Annotated in this window: 13 protein-coding genes; 5 read left to right on the forward strand and 8 right to left on the reverse strand. The window is 65.5% G+C overall.

Features of this window, described 5'->3' with window-relative positions; translation table 11 throughout:
• The first annotated feature begins 3 nt into the window (after window positions 1–3).
• Genes JEY66_RS40980 through JEY66_RS40990 form a run of 3 tightly spaced genes read left to right on the forward strand, consistent with a single transcriptional unit; the run spans window position 4 to window position 2,902 of the window.
• Window positions 4–897: an ABC transporter permease gene (locus JEY66_RS40980; RefSeq protein WP_016848340.1), complete on the forward strand. Its 894-nt coding sequence runs from the start codon at window positions 4–6 to the stop codon at window positions 895–897.
• Entirely contained in the window at window positions 897–1,910 is a 1,014-nt protein-coding gene (locus tag JEY66_RS40985; RefSeq protein ID WP_018269471.1) for an ABC transporter ATP-binding protein, read from the forward strand. Before JEY66_RS40980 ends, JEY66_RS40985 begins: the two co-directional genes overlap by 1 nt.
• A complete protein-coding gene (locus JEY66_RS40990; protein WP_018269470.1) occupies window positions 1,907–2,902 on the forward strand; it encodes an ABC transporter ATP-binding protein in 996 nt (331 codons plus the stop codon). The genes JEY66_RS40985 and JEY66_RS40990 overlap by 4 nt, the downstream gene beginning before the upstream one ends.
• Here the strand turns inward: JEY66_RS40990 and JEY66_RS40995 are convergent.
• From JEY66_RS40995 to JEY66_RS41010, 4 genes are all read right to left on the reverse strand, one after another.
• Entirely contained in the window at window positions 2,854–4,884 is a 2,031-nt protein-coding gene (locus JEY66_RS40995) for an acetyl/propionyl/methylcrotonyl-CoA carboxylase subunit alpha (RefSeq protein ID WP_018269469.1), read from the reverse strand. The genes JEY66_RS40990 and JEY66_RS40995 overlap by 49 nt on opposite strands.
• Window positions 4,881–6,497, reverse strand: a complete 1,617-nt coding sequence (locus JEY66_RS41000; RefSeq protein ID WP_018269468.1) for an acyl-CoA carboxylase subunit beta — start codon at window positions 6,495–6,497, stop codon at window positions 4,881–4,883. The genes JEY66_RS40995 and JEY66_RS41000 overlap by 4 nt, the downstream gene beginning before the upstream one ends.
• Complete coding sequence (locus tag JEY66_RS41005) at window positions 6,497–8,095, reverse strand: AMP-binding protein (RefSeq protein WP_016842246.1); 1,599 nt, start codon at window positions 8,093–8,095, stop codon at window positions 6,497–6,499. Before JEY66_RS41005 ends, JEY66_RS41000 begins: the two co-directional genes overlap by 1 nt.
• 142 nt (window positions 8,096–8,237) lie before the next feature.
• Complete coding sequence (locus tag JEY66_RS41010) at window positions 8,238–9,104, reverse strand: beta-keto acid cleavage family enzyme (protein WP_016842247.1); 867 nt, start codon at window positions 9,102–9,104, stop codon at window positions 8,238–8,240.
• Window positions 9,105–9,317: 213 nt separating this feature from the next.
• On the opposite strand from JEY66_RS41010, the gene JEY66_RS41015 reads away from it, so the two are divergent.
• Window positions 9,318–10,541 carry an ABC transporter substrate-binding protein gene (locus JEY66_RS41015; protein WP_016842248.1) on the forward strand — a complete coding sequence of 408 codons (1,224 nt, stop codon included), beginning with the start codon at window positions 9,318–9,320 and terminating at the stop codon, window positions 10,539–10,541.
• A 121-nt stretch (window positions 10,542–10,662) separates the two neighbouring features.
• Here JEY66_RS41015 and JEY66_RS41020 read toward each other — a convergent pair whose 3' ends face one another.
• From JEY66_RS41020 to JEY66_RS41035, 4 genes are all read right to left on the reverse strand, one after another.
• Entirely contained in the window at window positions 10,663–11,493 is an 831-nt protein-coding gene (locus JEY66_RS41020; protein WP_016842249.1) for a helix-turn-helix domain-containing protein, read from the reverse strand.
• A gap of 174 nt (window positions 11,494–11,667) precedes the next feature.
• A complete protein-coding gene (locus tag JEY66_RS41025) occupies window positions 11,668–12,324 on the reverse strand; it encodes a glutathione S-transferase family protein (protein ID WP_016842250.1) in 657 nt (218 codons plus the stop codon).
• Complete coding sequence (locus JEY66_RS41030) at window positions 12,324–13,493, reverse strand: acyl-CoA dehydrogenase family protein (protein ID WP_018269467.1); 1,170 nt, start codon at window positions 13,491–13,493, stop codon at window positions 12,324–12,326. The genes JEY66_RS41025 and JEY66_RS41030 overlap by 1 nt, the downstream gene beginning before the upstream one ends.
• A 132-nt stretch (window positions 13,494–13,625) precedes the next feature.
• Window positions 13,626–14,762, reverse strand: coding sequence for an acyl-CoA dehydrogenase family protein (locus JEY66_RS41035; protein ID WP_018269466.1), 1,137 nt, complete (start codon window positions 14,760–14,762; stop codon window positions 13,626–13,628).
• Window positions 14,763–14,977: 215 nt separating this feature from the next.
• On the opposite strand from JEY66_RS41035, the gene JEY66_RS41040 reads away from it, so the two are divergent.
• Window positions 14,978–16,519 carry an acyl-CoA synthetase gene (locus JEY66_RS41040; RefSeq protein WP_016842253.1) on the forward strand — a complete coding sequence of 514 codons (1,542 nt, stop codon included), beginning with the start codon at window positions 14,978–14,980 and terminating at the stop codon, window positions 16,517–16,519.
• The last annotated feature ends 94 nt before the right edge of the window (window positions 16,520–16,613 follow it).

The following is a 16,613-nucleotide window of genomic DNA, read 5'->3' on the forward strand; positions in this document are numbered from 1 at the left end:
CGCTTGGCAACGATCAATTTCGACAGCGAATTGCGACGTGCCGGGGCCAACGCCACCGGCGGCTGGGGACGGTTTGCGTTCCTCGCACAGCGCCATGTGCTCGGCACGGTCGGCCTCGTCATCATGCTGCTGTTCGTGCTGACCGCGATCTTCGCTAACGTCATCAGCCGCTACGATCCGCTCAGCGTCGATTCCGCGCACCGGCTGGCTGCGCCGTCCGCGCTGCACTGGTTCGGCACCGATTCCTTCGGCCGCGACGTCTGGAGCCGCATCATCCACGGCGCGCGGATCTCGCTCGCGGTCGGCATCGGCTCGACGACGCTCGGCGCCACGCTCGGCGTGATCGTGGGCCTCGCCTCCGGCTATCTCTCCGGCTGGGTCGACCTCGTGTTCCAGCGGGTGACCGACATCCTGCAATCGCTGCCGCTCTTGGTGCTCGCGCTCGTGATGACGGCGGCGCTCGGCCCCTCGCTGCCGAACGTGATCCTGGCGATCGCAATTCCCCTGATCCCGACGGTCGCACGCGTGATCCGCGCCAACACGCTGGCGCTGCGCGAGCAACCGTTCGTCGAGGCCGCCAAATCGATCGGCATGAGCGAGATGCGGATCGCGCTGCGCCACGTGCTGCCCAACACCATCGCGCCGCTGATCGTGCTCGCCACCGCGCAACTCGGCTCGACCATCCTGACCGAAGCGTCGCTGTCGTTCCTTGGCCTCGGCATCCCCGAGCCTTATCCGTCCTGGGGTCGCATGCTGTCCGAATCCGCCGCCGAATATGTCCGCACCGCGCCGTGGCTCGTCATCTTCCCCGGCATTGCGATCAGCCTCGCGGTGTTCGGCACCAATCTGTTCGGCGATGCGTTGCGTGATATTCTCGATCCGAGGCAGCGCGGCTGATGAGCGAGGCCAAGACGCTCGATACGATTCTCGACGTGAAGAACCTGCAGACGGTGTTCTTCACCAACTCCGGTCTGTTCCGCGCGGTCGACGACGTCTCGTTCTCGGTCCGTCGCGGCGAAACGCTGGCAATCGTCGGCGAATCCGGCTGCGGCAAGAGCGTCAGCGCGCTGTCGATCATGCGGCTGGTGCCCGATCCGCCCGGCCGCATCGTCGGCGGCTCGGTGACGCTCGAGGGCACCGACCTGCTGAAGCTCGACGATGCCGCGATGCGCGATATCAGAGGCAACCGCATCTCCATGATCTTCCAGGAGCCGATGACCTCGCTCAATCCGGTGATGCGGATCGGCGACCAGATCATCGAGGCGGTGCGGCTGCACCAGAAGGTGAGCAGCAAGGAGGCCTGGAAGCAGGCCGTCGACATGCTGCGGCTGGTGCGCATCCCGGAGCCGGAGCGCCGCGCGCAGGAATATCCGCATCAGCTGTCCGGCGGCATGCGCCAGCGCGCCATGATCGCAATGGCGCTGGCGTGCCGGCCGGCGCTCCTGATCGCGGACGAACCGACCACGGCGCTCGACGTCACCATCCAGGCGCAGATCCTGGCGCTGATCGTCGATCTGCAAAAGCGGCTCGGCACCGGGCTGATCCTGATCACCCACGACCTCGGCGTCGTCGCGCAAACCGCGCAGCGCGTGATCGTGATGTATGCCGGCAAAAAGGTCGAGGAGGCGACGGTCGAAGCTTTGTTCGAGACGCCGCTGCATCCCTACACGCGCGGGCTGATGGCCTCGATGCCGGCGGTGATCGCGCTCGGCGCCAAGACCGATGCGCGGCTGACCGAAATCCCCGGCATGGTGCCGTCGCTGACCAGGCTGCCGCCGGGCTGCGCCTTCGCGCCGCGCTGCAAGCTGGCGGTCGACCGCTGCCGGCAGGAGTATCCACCGCTCGACGAGATCAAGAGCAATCATTGGGCTGCGTGCTGGCGCGCCGGCGAGATAGCGGAGGCGTCATGACCGAACAACGCCCGCTCCTCGAGGTGACCGACCTCGTCAAGCACTATGCGGTACGCGGCGGTGTGCTGCGCCGGCAGGTCGGCACCGTGCATGCGGTCGACGGCGTCAGCTTCGCGCTTGGCGCCGGCGAGACACTTGGCTTGGTCGGCGAATCCGGCTGCGGCAAGTCGACGGTGGCGCGCACCGTGCTGCGGCTGGTCGAGCCGACCAGCGGCGCCATCAAGCTGGATGGCGAGGACATCGCGCCGCTCAGCAAGACTGCGCTGCGGCCGTACCGGCGCTCGATGCAGATCGTGTTCCAGGATCCGTTCGCCTCGCTCAACCCGCGCATGACGGCCGGCGACATCGTCGGCGAGCCCCTCATTGTACATGGCCTTGCGACCGGCGCGAAAAAACAGGAGCGTGTCGCGGAGCTGTTCCAGCAGGTCGGCCTGCGGCCCGACCAGATGAAGAATTTCCCGCACCAGTTCTCCGGCGGCCAGCGCCAGCGCATCTGCATCGCGCGCGCGCTGTCGCTCGGGCCGCGGCTGATCGTCTGCGACGAGCCGGTCTCGGCACTCGACGTCTCGATCCAGGCGCAGGTGATCAATCTGTTGATCGACCTGCAGCGCCAGCAGAACTTCTCCTATCTGTTCATCGCGCACGATCTCGCTGTCGTCGCCCATATCAGCCACCGCGTCGCGGTGATGTATCTCGGCCGCATTGTCGAGATCGCCGACAAGCACGAGCTGTTCGCCAATCCGCGCCATCCCTACACCCAGGCGCTGCTCGCCTCGGTGCCGATCGCCGATCCGAAGGCGAAACGCACCGCTCCCCTGATTGACGGCGATGTCCCGAGCCCGATCAATCCACCTTCAGGCTGCGCCTTTCACACCCGCTGCCGCTACGCGATGGATCGCTGCAAGACCGAACGCCCGGTGCTGCAGGCGGCCGGCCCGGCGCATCAGGTCGCCTGCTGGCTGAATGAAGGGACGGGGCAAGCGGCCTCATAAATCAGTGTCGTCCCCTCGATCTCCACCACGATCTTCCCCGTCGTCACCTGCTCGCCCTCGGCAACATCGATCGACGACACCGTGCCTGCGACGCCGGCAGTGTGGACGTGCTCCATCTTCATCGCTTCCAGCGTCATCACCGGCTGGCCGGCCGCGACCTTGTCGCCCGGCTTCACCAGCACCGCGACGACCCGGCCGTTCATGGCGGCGCGGACCTTGCCGTCGCCGCCGGCCGCCGTCGCGCTCTCCGGCGGCGCAAGCGTGAGATCGCGTGCGGCCAGCGTGACGCCGCGATGCAGGATATAGAGCCGATCGCCATCGCGCAGGAATTGGGCATGCTCCATCACCCCATCGTGGTGGAAGCGGATGCTGTCCTGGCCGAGCTCGTCGATGACGAAGCTGAAGCGATCGCCGTTGCGGATCGCGAGATAGCTGCCGTCGCGCTCGCGGACAATCTCGATCTCCTGCACGCCGTGGCCGAGATCGATTCGCAGGCCGAGCGGGAATGTCGCTGACAGCGACCGGCCGCGCTGCCATGGCGGCGCGTGCGGATGGGTAACGTAGAGCAGCAGCGCCGCAAGCGCGACATCGCTGCCGCGATCGGGCCGGACCGCGAGCAGCGCTTCGCGGTTGTCGCCGATGAAGGCCGTGGTCGCCTCGCCCCTGGCAAAGACCGGATGGCGCAGGCAATCGATCAGGAAGCCCTGATTGGTCGTGATGCCGAAGGCGGTGAGCTGCTCCAGGGCGCAGATCAGCTTGCCGCGTGCCTCCGCGCGGGTCGTGCCTTGGCTGATGACTTTGGCAATCATCGAATCATAGAACGGCGGAATCTCCGAGCCGGACTGCAGCGCGTGCTCGACGCGGATGCCGTCGGGCATCTGCCACCGCGCCATCGTGCCGGATTGCGGCATGAAATCGTGCGCGGCATCCTCCGAGCAGAGGCGGACTTCGATGGCATGGCCGAAGAACTTGATGTCCTCTTGGGTCAAGCCGAGCGGCGCGCCACTGGCGACGCGCAGCTGCAATTCGACCAGATCGAGCCCGGTGATCGCCTCGGTGACGGGATGCTCGACCTGCAGCCGCGTGTTCATCTCCATGAAGTAGAAATTGCCGGCGCGATCGAGCAGGAACTCCAGCGTGCCCGCACCCTCGTAGCCGATCGCCTTGACCGCCTGCACCGCGACCGCGCCCATCCGCGCGCGCAGTTCCGGCGTCACCGCCGGCGACGGCGCCTCCTCGACCAGCTTCTGGTGCCGCCGCTGCACCGAGCAATCGCGCTCACCGAGATGGATGGCGTTGCCATGGCGGTCGCCGAACACCTGGATCTCGATGTGGCGGGGATTGACGATCGCGCGCTCCAGAATGACGGTTGGATCGCCGAACGCGCCCTGCGCCTCCGACCGCGCGCTGCGCAGCGCATCGGGAAATGCCGCCGCATCGGTAACCAGCCGCATGCCGCGGCCGCCGCCGCCGGCGACCGCCTTGATCATCACGGGAAAGCCGATCGTCCTGGCTTCCGCCAGCATCACGGCATCGCTCTGGTCGGCGCCCTGATAGCCAGGCACGCAGGGCACGCCGGCCCGCTGCATAATCTCCTTGGCGCCGGCCTTGTTACCCATCGCAAGGATCGCTTCCGGCGACGGACCGATGAACACCAGACCCGCATCGCGGCAGGCCTGCGCAAAATCCTCGTTCTCGGCGAGGAAACCATAGCCGGGATGCACCGCGCCGGCGCCGCTCGCCTTGGCGGCGGCGATGATCGCGTCGATCTTCAGATAGGATTGCGCCGGCAGCGCCTCGCCGATTCGCACGGCCTGGTCGGCCTCGCGCACATGCAGCGCGTCGCGGTCGGCGTCCGAATAGACCGCGACGACGCCATGGCCGAGCCGCCGTGCCGACCGCATGATGCGCAGCGCGATCTCGCCGCGATTGGCGATCAGGATCTTGAAGAACGGCGTCCGCTTCACGATGGTACCGCTCATGGCCGCGCCACCGAGAACTGCATGCGCTGCGGGGTGCGGGCCTCGGCCTCGCGGCAGATCGAAAGCACCTCTGACAGCACCGTCCGCGTGTCGCGCGGATCGATCACGCCGTCGTCGAGCACGCGGGCGCTGGTCGAGAACACGTCCATCTGGCTGTCGAACACCCCTGTGATCTGCGCCTTCATCGCGTCCAGCTTCTCCTTCTCGATCGGCTTGCCGCGCCGCGCGGCGGCGGCTTCGGTGACGATCGCCATGGTTTCGGCGGCCTGCTCGCCGCCCATCACGGCGGTCTTGGCGTTGGGCCAGGAGAAGCAGAAGCGCGGGTGGAAACCGCGGCCGCACATGCCGTAATTGCCGGCGCCGAACGAGGCGCCGCAATACAGCGTGATCTGCGGCACCGTCGCCGAGGTCACCGCCTGGATCATCTTCGAGCCGTGCTTGATCATGCCGGCCTCTTCATAGGCCCGGCCCACCATGTAGCCGGTGGTGTTGTTCATGTAGAGGATCGGCGTGCGCGACTGGCAGCAGGCCTGGATGAAATGCGTCGCCTTGTTGGCGCCGGGCACATCGAGCGGGCCATTATTGGTGATGATGCCGATCGCTTGGCCCTGGATGCGGGCATGGCCGCAGACCGTCGCCGGACCGTAATTGGCGCCGAACTCGGTGAAGTCGGAATCGTCGATGAAGCGCGCGATCGCCTGGCGCATGTCGACGGGACGCTTGTGATCCATCGGCATGATGCCGAGCAGTTCCTCGGCGTCATAGCGCGGCGGCTTGAACGCAGCCGGTTCGCGGTCCGGACGATCCCAAGGCAGCTTGGCCATGATGTCGCGCGCGATGCGCAGTGCGTCGCGGTCGTCCTCGGCGAGATAATCGCCGAGGCCCGAAATCGAGGTGTGCATCTCGGCGCCGCCGAGCTCCTCCTCGGTCGCGATCTCGCCGGTGGCGGCCTTGAGCAGAGGCGGACCGGCGAGGAAGGCGCGGGTGCGGCCGCGCACCATCACGATGTAGTCGGACAGGCCCGTCTGGTAGGCGCCGCCCGCGGTCGAGGAGCCGTGGGTGACGGTGACGACGGGAAGCCCCGCCGCCGACAGCCGCGCCAGGTTGCGGAAGATGTTGCCGCCGCGGACGAAGTCCTCGACACGGTAGCGCAGCAGATTGGCGCCGGCGCTCTCAACCAGCTGCACATAGGGCAGCTTGTTCTCCAGCGCAAGTTCCTGCACCCGCAGCGTCTTGTCGAGGCCGTAGGGCTGCAACGCGCCCGCGTCGATGCCGGCATCATTGGCGCTGACCATGCAGCGGATGCCGGAGACGAATCCGATACCGGCGACCAGTCCGCCGCCGGGCACGCTCTTGTCCGCATCCGCCACGTCGAACATGTAGCCGGCGAGCGTCGACAGTTCGAGGAAGGGCGAGCCGGGATCGAGCACCAGCGCGACGCGCTCGCGCGGCAACAGCTGGCCGCGCTTGTGGAAGCGGTCCTTTGCCACGGCGGAGGCTGCGCGCGTCCGCTCCTCCAGGGCGCGCATCCGGGCGATCAACGCCAGCATGCCGTCGCGATTGCCCTGGAACGCGGCGCTGCCGGTGGAAATCGTGTTCTCGATGATGGCCACTAGGCGCGCTCCACAAAATGCCCACTGTATTGCTGCCGCAGTTCGACCTTGCGCAGCTTGCCAGTCGCGGTCATCGGCATCTCCTCGAGGATACGCACCAGCTTCGGCACCTGGAAGCCACCGAGATGCTTTCTGCAATGCGCCTCGATGCCGGCCTCGTCGGCCACCGCGCCGGGTTTCAGCTTGACGAAGGCGGAGACCGCTTCGCCCCATTGCGGATGCGGCAGGCCGACCACGGCGGCATTCTGCACGGCGGGGTGCGCCAGCAACGTCTCCTCGATCTTGACGGAGGCAACGTTCTCGCCGCCCGACTTGATCATATCCTTCTTGCGGTCGAGGAACAGCACCTCGCCATTGCCGTCGATCAGGGCAAGATCGCCGGTATGATGCCAGCCGAACTTGCGCGCCTCCTCGGTCGATCTGGGGTCCTTGTAGTAGCCCATCATCACATTGGGCCCGCGATGCACCAGCTCGCCGATCTCGCCGCGCGGCAGCAGGTTGCCATTGTCGTCCATGATCGCGGTCTCGTTGACGATCAGCGATTCGCCCCAATAGTTGCCGAAGCGGTCGAGCTGCACCTCCGGGCGGGACATCGTCGTCGCCGGATACATCTCGGTCTGGCCGCTGGACAGCACGAAGTTCGGACAGAGATCGGCGATGGCGCGCTCGAGCAGCGGCTTGCCCATCGGCGCCATGGTGTAGATGCAGCAGCGCAGACCCGACAGGTCGTAGTCGCGCCGGCGCGGATGGTCGAGGATCGCCTGGTACATCAAGGACAGACCGACGAACACAGTGAGCTTATCGCGCACGATCGCCTCCATGCAGGCGACCGGATCGAAGCCGCGCATCAGCGCCATGCGGCCGCCGACCGAGAGATAGCTGAGCAGCAGCACGTGGCCGGCGCAGTGGAACAGCGGAAACTGCCCGGTGATCCCGTCATCGCGCGAGAGCTGCATCTCGATGCAGTTGCTCATCACGGCCATGACCACGGCGAGGTGACAATGCATCGCGCCCTTCGGCCGCGAGGTCGTGCCTGACGTATAGATGATCATCGCGAGGTCGCGGTCGTTGATCTCGATGTCAGGCTCGATATCGGACTGTCCCTCCAGCAGACCGTTGAACTCCTGCAATCCGGTCTTGCCGGCATTGCCGGTCAGGTCGATCGCGATCATCTCCATGCCGCGCGCTTCCAGCGCGGCGCGGCGGTCAGCCTGGGCATGAAGGGCGTCGTCGATGACGGCGAAACGCACCTCGGCATGGCCGAGGATGTAGTCCATGTCAGACGGTCCGAGCATGGTGTTGATCGGCACCCAGACCAGGCCGGCGCGGTGAATGCCGAACAGCGCTTTGACGAATTCGACGGAGTTGTTGCAGATGGTCGAGATCTTTTCGCCTGGCTTCAGCCCGCGCTGCACCAGATGATTGGCGAAGCGATTGGCGTCGCGCTCGAGCTCGGTAAAGGTGACCTGCCGGTTGCCATCGGTCAGCGCGATGCGATCCGGAAATCGCCGCGCGGCACGCTTCAGGAGGTCACCGATCGCGACCCGCCCGATGCGGCCCGGCCCGGTGACGCCACCGGGTGCTGCGAGATTGTGCATGTATGTCCTCCTGCCTCGTCATTGCGAGGAGCTCGCGACAAGATTGCAAAGCAATTTTGCGCTGAAGCGACGAAGCAATCCATACTGTCCAAACGGCAAGATGGAGTGCTTCGCTGCGCTCGCAATGACGGCTGGCGTGTCCCTATTGCCTTACCCCGAAAATCTGCCGCGCTTCCGCGGGGCTCGCGATCTCGCGGCCGGCGCGGCGCGCGCAGGCGGCGAGCCCTTCGACGAGCTGCCCGTTCGACGTCACCTTGGTGCCGTCGCCGAGATAGAACGTATCCTCGAGCCCGCTGCGCAGATGGCCGCCGAGATCGGCGGCGCGCTGGTGCAGCGGCCAGATCTCGGCACGACCGATCGCGGTGACCTGCCAATGCGCCTCCGGCGCCTTCAGCCTCAACAGGATCGGCAACAACTCCGGATCGGCCGGCATGCCCGAGGCGACGCCCATCACGAAATTGTATTCGAGCGGGCCGGAATACATCCCGGTCTGCCGGTACATGCCGACGCAGCGCACGATGCCGACATCGAAGCATTCGAATTCGGGGATGGTGCCGGCCGCTTTCATCACGTCGAGATAGTCCTGCACCTTCTCGACGGCGTTATCGAACATCATCGGCGGCCAGGCCCAGGTGTTGTCGGCCTTGACCTTGAGATAGTTCAGCGAGCCGGCATTGCAGGCCGCGATCTCGGGCCGGGTTTCGCGCACGCAATCGAGCGCGCCCTGGTAGTTCGGGCCTGACGTGCCGGTGGTGTGGTTGATGATCACGCCGGGGCAGGCCTCGCGGATCGCCTGCTGGATCTCCTTGCTGACGCCGACGTCCCACGACGGCAGATGGCCCTTGTTCGGCTCCTGCTGCCGCAGATGGATGTGCATGATGCTGGCGCCGGCGTTGAACGCGGCCCTGGCCTCGCGCGCCATCTGTTCCGGCGTCACCGGAACGTTGTGCTGCTTCGGGTCGGTAAGCACGCCGTTCAGCGCGCAGGTGATGACGGCCTTGTCGCTCATGGGTCTCTTGTCCGCTTTGCAGCGCACATGCGCTGCTGATCTTGCTATGATGAGAACTTTGCCTTCGCGCCATCTTGCGTTGACTGGCTAAGTGGATGCGCTCACGACACAATCCGCCGCCAGCCGGTTAACACAAGACGCGACGCCCGCGTGACGCATAGCCTTGCTGTAAGCAGAAGCGGCGCAACAAGCCGGCATCACGGGGAGAAAGTCATGATCTCGATCAACCGGCGCGCATGGCTTACCCGCGCGGCAGGCGTGGGGCTTGCCGCAGTCGCAGGCGTCCGAGCTTCACTTGCCGAGGACACGCCCGGCGTCACCGCGACCGAGATCAGGATCGGCAGCACCACCTCCCTGAGCGGCCCGGTGTCCGCGCTCGGCGTACAGGCGCGCTGCCAGGAAGCCTATTTCAAGATGCTGAACGAGCAGGGCGGCATCGCCGGCCGGCAGATCAAGTACATCTACTACGACGACGCGTTCAATCCGGCGAAGACGGTCGAGCAGGTGCGCCGCCTGATCGAAAGCGACAATGTCGCCTTCCTGTTCAACATGCTCGGCACCGCGCCGAACTCGTCTGTCGTCAAATACATCAACGCCGCCAAGGTGCCGCACCTGTTCCTGTCGGTGAACGGCGACAAATGGGGCGACTACAAGACCTATCCCTGGACCATGGGCTTTGCGCCGAGCGCGCGGACCGAGGCGCAGGTGTTCGTCAAATACGCGCTGAGCCAGAACAAGAACGCGAAATTCGCGGTGCTCTACCAGAACGACGATCTCGGCAAGGATTTCGTCGCCGGAGCCAAGGACGTGCTCGGCGAGCGGTTCGCGACCGCAGCCGTGGTGGCTTCGCACGAGGTCACCGATCCCACGATCGATTCCCAGATCGTGGCGCTGCGCGGCGCCAATCCCGATGTGCTGATCTCGGGCACCACGGCAAAGTTCTGCGCGCAGTCGATTCGCAAGATCTATGAGCTCGGCTGGAAGCCGATGCACTTCATCGCCAGCGGCGCCGCCTCGATCTCATCGACCATTGCGCCTGTCGGCCTCGACAAGTCGCAGGGCACGATCTCGTCGGCCTATGTCAAGGACGTCGCCGACCCTGCCTGGGCCAATGATCCCGGCGTGAAGGACTTCCTCGCCTTCATGGAAAAGTACTTCCCCGACGGCAATCCGAAGGAGGGCTACAACCTCTACGCCTACACGGTGGCGCAGGTCTTGAAGATCGTGCTCGAGCAATGCAAGGGCAATTTCAGCCGCGACAACATCATGGCGCAGGCCAACAACCTGAAGGACATCGAGGTCCCGACGCTGTTGCCCGGCATCCGCGTCAACACCAGCCCGACCAATCATCACCCGCTGCAGCAGCTTCAGCTGCAACGGATCGAAGGGCCCGGCTGGCTGCGGTTCGGCGAGGTGATCCAGGGCGCGAATTTCTAGCCGTCGTCCCGGCGAAAGCCGGGACCCATAACCACCGCTGCTTATTGTTTAACAGCGCGTTGCCATCCCGCATGACGGATAGATCACGCGGTATGGGTCCGGCTTTCGCCGGGACGACAGTCTAAGTCAACGCGCGCTCGCTTGCCGCCTGTCCGGTGCGATAGATCGCAAGGTCCCGCGAGCCGGAGAAGATCGCGCGCGGCTTCAAGCCATAGAAGCGACGAATCGAATGACTGAAATGCGTCGAGTCGGGATAGCCGATATCCTGCGCGAGATGCGCGAGGTTGATGTCCTGGTTGGCGAAGTGCAGCAGATGCCGCGCGCGTTTCCAGGCGCGGAAGGAGCGGAACGAGATCCCGGTCTCCTCCTTGAACAGATGCAGGAAGCGCGAGGGCGATAGCCCGGCCTCGGCGGCGCAGCCTGCCGCCGTCACCGGCTCGCCGGAGAACTGCCCGATGCGGCCGATCGCGCGCACGACACGCGGATCGAGCACACGCTGCGGCAGCGCGTCGCCGAAGCACATGGTATCGAACTCGGCATTCGCGATCGCATCGCGATGCTGCATCTCGGCGAGCGTCGCATAGGCGTTCCGGATGCGATTGGCGAACAGATGAGAGTCCGGTCCTTGCAAACGGCGGGCGACCGCCTCAAGCGTGCCGTCGGGCACACTCTCCGGCTCGATCGCGACGCAGATCGCCGAGCGATATTCGCTGGTGATGGTGTGGCGCAGGTTCGGCATCGTCACCGCGATCTCGCCATGCGACTCGCGGCCGTCGCTGGTCGACAGATGCAGCCCGTCGCGGATCGCGACATAGACATGGAATGCGCCGGGACAGCGCTCGCGCGGGCGTCCGAGCAGCCCGGCATAGAACACCCGTTCCGGCGTAATCAGCATCCGGTGACCGGATTGCTGGCTGGAGCTCTGGCACTTCGCGTCCACGATCGCGTCCATGGCGGTTCCTCCTCGCGCGACTCTTTGGGCCGCTGCGGCGGAGCTACCATAACGCAAATTCGCAAGCTGTCACCGATGCGAAATGTCGTCATTCAGGGGCGATGCGACGCATCGAACCCGGAATCTCGAGGTTCCGGGTTCAATGCTGCGCATTGCCCCGGAACGACGGAAAACTTACGGCCGCGTCCGCGGCGCAACGTTCTGTTCCTGCCCGGCTTTTTGCTCCGCCGCCACCGCGCGCTGGTAGCCGTCGCGCTGCTGCAGCCGCGCCCAATAGGCCGCGACATTCGGCCCGAAATCCTTGGCGAGACCGATATTGCTGGCAAGCCGCAGCGCATAACCGTTCGTGATGTCGGCCGCCGTGAAGCGTTCCGCGCAGAGGAATTCCGACTTCGCGGCGGCAGCTTCCACCGCGCGCAGCCGGCCCAGGAACCATTTTGCATAATCGCCCGAGACCTGCGGGTTGCGCCGCTCCTCCGGTTCGAGCTGGCTGTAGCGGAGCACCAGCGTCTGCGGGAAGGTCAGCGTCGCGTCGGAAAAATACATCCAGTTCAGGAACGCGCCATAGGCCGGCTCGTCGACGCCGACAATCAGCGGCGTCGGGCCGTATTTCGTGCCGAGGTAATGGCAGATGCCTGACGACTCCGTCATCCTGGTCTCGCCATCGATCATGAACGGGATGGTGCCGAGCGGATTGATGCCGAGATATTCCTTGGCGAACACGCGCGGCGGGAACGGCAGCATCTTCAGCTCATAGGGCAGCCCAAGCTCCTCCAGCATCCACAGCGGACGGAACGAGCGCGCGGCGTCGCAGTGATAGAGCGTGATCATCAGGCGTTTCCCTTTTGCTTCAGGCCAGGCAGCGTGCCCATCATCTTGCACAATACCATGAGCATGACCTCGTCGACGCCGCCGCCGATCGAGGTCAGGCGGCTGTCGCGATAGGCGCGGCTGACCGGCGTCTCGTTGGTGAAGCCCATGCCGCCCCAATATTGCAGGCATGCGTCGGTGAGCTCGCGGCCGAGCCGGCCGGCCTTCAGCTTGGCCATGGTCGCGAGCCGGGTCACGTCCTCGCCCGCGACCAGCGCCTCGCCGGCACGATAAATCAGCGAGCGCAGCAGCTCGACCTCGGTCTGCATTTCCGCGAGCTTGAAGTGCACCACCTGATTGTCCAGGATCGAGCCGCCGAACGCCTTGCGGCCGCGGGTGTAGTCGATGGTCTGGTTGATGATGAATTCATGCGCCTTCAGGCAGGCCGCCGCGCCCCACAGCCGTTCCTCCTGGAACTGGATCATCTGGTAGGTGAAGCCCTGGCCCTCCTCGCCGATCCGGTTGCGCTTCGGCACCCTCACATTGTCGAAGAAGATTTGCGCGGTGTCGGACGAGCGCATGCCGAGCTTGTCGAGCTTGCGCGCGACCTGCACGCCCCTGGTCTTCATCGGCACGCAGATCAGCGACTTGTTGCGGTGGACCTGACCGTCGCTGGTATTGGCCAGCAGGCAGATCCAGTCGGCCTGGGTGCCGTTGGTGATCCACATCTTGCCGCCATTGATGACGTAGTCGTCGCCGTCGGAGCGCGCATGGGTCTTGATCGAGGCGACGTCGGAGCCGGCGCCGGGTTCGGAGACGCCGATGCAGGCGACCTGGTCGCCGGCGATCGCCGGCACCAGGAATTCGCGCCGCACCTCGTCGGAGCCGAACCGCGCCAGCGCCGGCGTCGCCATATCGGTCTGCACCCCGATCGCCATCGGCACGCCGCCGCAGGTGATGGCCCCGAGCTCCTCGGCCATCATCAGCGCGTAGGAATAATCCAGTCCCTGACCGCCGAACTCGACCGGCTTGTTGAGGCCGAGGAAACCGAGATCGCCGAGCTTCTTGAACAGCTCATGCGCCGGGAAGATGTCGGCCTTCTCCCATTCGTCGACATGAGGGTTGATCTCGGCCGCGATGAACTTTTGTAGAGCGCGGCGCGGTTCGTCGTGGTCGGCGGTGAAGAGCATTTTGCTATGTAACTCCGTCAAAGCTTCTATTCCGTCATGGCCGGGCTTGTCCCGGCCATCCACGTCTTGTTTGTCGCCGAAAAGAAAGACGTGGATGCCCGGGACAAGCCCGGGCATGACGACACACTGATCTCACAATCCCATCTGCCGGCTGGCGAGATCCTTCATGATCTCCTCGGTACCGCCGCCGATCGCGTTGACCTTGACCTCGCGGTAGATGCGTTCGACCTTGACGCCGCGCATGAAGCCGGCGCCGCCGAAGATCTGCACCGCCTCGGAGGCGCAGTGCGCCATGGTCTGGGTCGCCTGGTTCTTCATCATGCAGATCTCGGCGACCGGGCTTTCGCCGTGGCCGAGCCGCCACGCCAGCATCTCCAGCATCGCCTGCGAGGCCGCGACCTTCTGCGCCATGTCGACGATCTTGTGCCTGATCACCTGGTGTTGGGCGATCGGCTTGCCGAACGTCTTGCGCTCCTTGGCATAGGCGACCGCCTCGTCGAGGCAGACGCGCGCATAGGCGGTGCAGCTCGCCGCCATGCCCATGCGCTCGCTGTTGAAGTTCTGCATGATGATCTTGAAGCCCTGACCTTCCTCGCCGATCAAATTCTCGACCGGCACGCGGCATTCGTCGAAATGAAGTGTCGCAGTATCCGACGCCCACCAGCCCATCTTCTTCAGCTTGGTGCGGGAGAGGCCCGGCGTATTGCCTTCAATCAACAGCAGGCTGACACCGCCGGAGCCCTCGCCACCGGTACGCACCGCAACCGTCAGGTAGTCGGCCCGCATGCCCGAGGTAATGAAGGTCTTCTCGCCGGAGACGACGTAATGATCGCCCTCGCGCCGCGCCCTGGTGCGCAGGTTCGCGACATCGGAGCCGCCGCTCGGCTCGGTGATCGCGAGCGCGGAGATCTTCTTGCCCGCGAGCACCTCCGGCAGCACCCGCGCCTTGACCTCGGGCCGCGCGGCGCGGGCGATCGGCGGCGAGCCGATGGTGTGGCTCATCAGGCTCGAGGAGACGCCGCCGGCGCCGGCCTGCGCCAGCTCCTGCGAAGCCACGATCTTCATGAACTGGTCGGCGGCGATGCCGCCATACTCTTCGGGGAAGCCAAGACCGAGCAGCCCGATCGCGGATGCCTTGGCATAGAGTTCGCGCGGAAACTCGCCGTCTTCGTCCCATTGATGGGCATATGGCTCGATTTCCCTGGCAACAAAGCGCCGCATCACCTCGCGAAAGGCCTCATGCTCGCCGGTGTAGAACGGGTTTGCCATCCGCATGCTCCGTTGATTCTTCCCGTCGACGATGTCCGGATTTTTCCCGGTTCACTTGCGTCGAGTGGCTGCCATCGGTGCCGGCGTCCGGTCCGGCGATCTGCCAGCCACTAAACGCAAGACAGTATCCTAATACGCCCCCTCCACTGCCAATTCATGGCATCAATTGAGCCAGGAACAGGCGGCGCAAGACTGCCGTTCCGGAGGAGGGAAATTTGCCGGTTCGTTATTACGACTGGATCGCGCATCATCGCCGGCGCACGCCGGACAAGATGGCGCTTGTCGATCTCGCCAGCGGACGCCGCTTCAGCTACAAGGAGCTTGACGCCCGCGTGTCGCGGCTCGGCGCCTGGCTGCGCGACGCGCTGAAGGTCGCCCGCGGCGACCGCGTCGCAGTGCTGGCGCTGAACACGACGGATACGCTGGAGCTGCAGTTCGCCTGCTTCCGGATCGGCGCGATTTTCCTGCCGCTCAACACCCGTCTCACCGTTCCCGAACTGCGCTACATCACCGGCGACGCCGCGCCGAAGGTGATGGTCCACGACGACGACCTCGCCGAGACCGCGCTTGCGGTGGCAAAGCTCTGCGATGTCGCTGCGACCGTGAGGCTCGGCCCGGGCGGCGCCTATGAGGCCGGCATTGCGGCAGCCACGCCGCTCGAGCGGTTCGAGGAGGTCATGCTCGATGACATCTCGACCATCATGTACACCTCGGGGACGACGGGCCAGCCCAAGGGCGCGATCATTACGCATGGGATGACGTTCTGGAATTGCGTCAATCTCGGCGGCCCCGCCTACATCTCGCCGGCCTCGGTGCTGCTCACGGTGCTGCCGCTGTTCCACACCGGCGGGCTGAATTGCTACACCAACCCGGTGCTGCATGCCGGCGGCACTGTGCTGATCATGCGCGCCTTCGATCCCGGCGAGGCGCTGAAGCTGATCAGCGACCCGGCGCAAGGCATCAACGTATTCTTCGGCGTCCCCGCGATCTACCAGTTCATGGCGCAGCATCCGGCCTTCGCATCAGCGGATTTCAGCCGCCTCGTCATCGGCGGCGTCGGCGGCGCGCCGATGCCGGTGCCGTTGCTCAAGACCTGGGAGGCGCGCGGCGTCGCGCTGCAGCAGGGCTACGGCATGACCGAGACCTCGCCGGCGGTGATGGTGCTCGACCGCGAGGATGCCGCGCGCAAGGCCGGCTCCTCCGGCAAGCCGGTGCTGCACACCGAGGTCCGCATCGTGCGGCCCGACGGCAGCGACGCCGCGGTCGGCGAGCTCGGCGAACTCTGGGTCAAGGGCCCGAACATCACGCCGGGCTACTGGAACAGGCCGGACGCCAACGCCTCCTCCTTCACCGACGGTTGGCTGCACACCGGCGACGCCACGCGGATCGACGAGGAAGGCTTCTACTACATCGTCGACCGCTGGAAGGACATGTACATCTCGGGCGGCGAGAACGTCTATCCGGCCGAGGTCGAGAGCGTGCTGCATCAATTGGCCGCCGTCGCCGAGGCCGCTGTCATCGGCATCCCCGACGAGCAATGGGGCGAAGTCGGCATGGCGATCATTGCCGTAAAGCCAAGCCATTCGCTGACCCCGGCCGAGGTCCACGCGCATTGCCAGGCCAATCTGGCGCGGTTCAAGTGCCCGCGCCTGATCGAATTCATCGAGGTCCTGCCGCGGAACGCGACAGGCAAAATTCATAAGCCGACGCTCCGGCAACAATTCAGCCGGCCGAAGCCAACCGATACCGCGGCGTGAGCCAGACGCGCGCCGCGCGTTCCGGAATTCGCCGCGACAAGGATTACCCCGTTGCCGTCTGCCGGGACCGGCTGCGGGTTCGTTGCGTAAGTCC

Origin of the sequence: Bradyrhizobium elkanii USDA 76, from assembly GCF_023278185.1 — a bacterium.
GTDB lineage: Bacteria > Pseudomonadota > Alphaproteobacteria > Rhizobiales > Xanthobacteraceae > Bradyrhizobium > Bradyrhizobium elkanii.

Coding starts and splice junctions, on each gene's coding strand:
- JEY66_RS40985 (WP_018269471.1), top strand. CDS start 897: ATGAGCGAGGCCAAGACGCTCGATACGATTCTCGACGTGAAGAACCTG.
- JEY66_RS40990 (WP_018269470.1), top strand. CDS start 1,907: ATGACCGAACAACGCCCGCTCCTCGAGGTGACCGACCTCGTCAAGCAC.
- JEY66_RS40995 (WP_018269469.1), bottom strand. CDS start 4,884: ATGAGCGGTACCATCGTGAAGCGGACGCCGTTCTTCAAGATCCTGATC.
- JEY66_RS41005 (WP_016842246.1), bottom strand. CDS start 8,095: ATGCACAATCTCGCAGCACCCGGTGGCGTCACCGGGCCGGGCCGCATC.
- JEY66_RS41010 (WP_016842247.1), bottom strand. CDS start 9,104: ATGAGCGACAAGGCCGTCATCACCTGCGCGCTGAACGGCGTGCTTACC.
- JEY66_RS41015 (WP_016842248.1), top strand. CDS start 9,318: ATGATCTCGATCAACCGGCGCGCATGGCTTACCCGCGCGGCAGGCGTG.
- JEY66_RS41020 (WP_016842249.1), bottom strand. CDS start 11,493: ATGGACGCGATCGTGGACGCGAAGTGCCAGAGCTCCAGCCAGCAATCC.
- JEY66_RS41025 (WP_016842250.1), bottom strand. CDS start 12,324: ATGATCACGCTCTATCACTGCGACGCCGCGCGCTCGTTCCGTCCGCTG.
- JEY66_RS41030 (WP_018269467.1), bottom strand. CDS start 13,493: ATGCTCTTCACCGCCGACCACGACGAACCGCGCCGCGCTCTACAAAAG.
- JEY66_RS41035 (WP_018269466.1), bottom strand. CDS start 14,762: ATGGCAAACCCGTTCTACACCGGCGAGCATGAGGCCTTTCGCGAGGTG.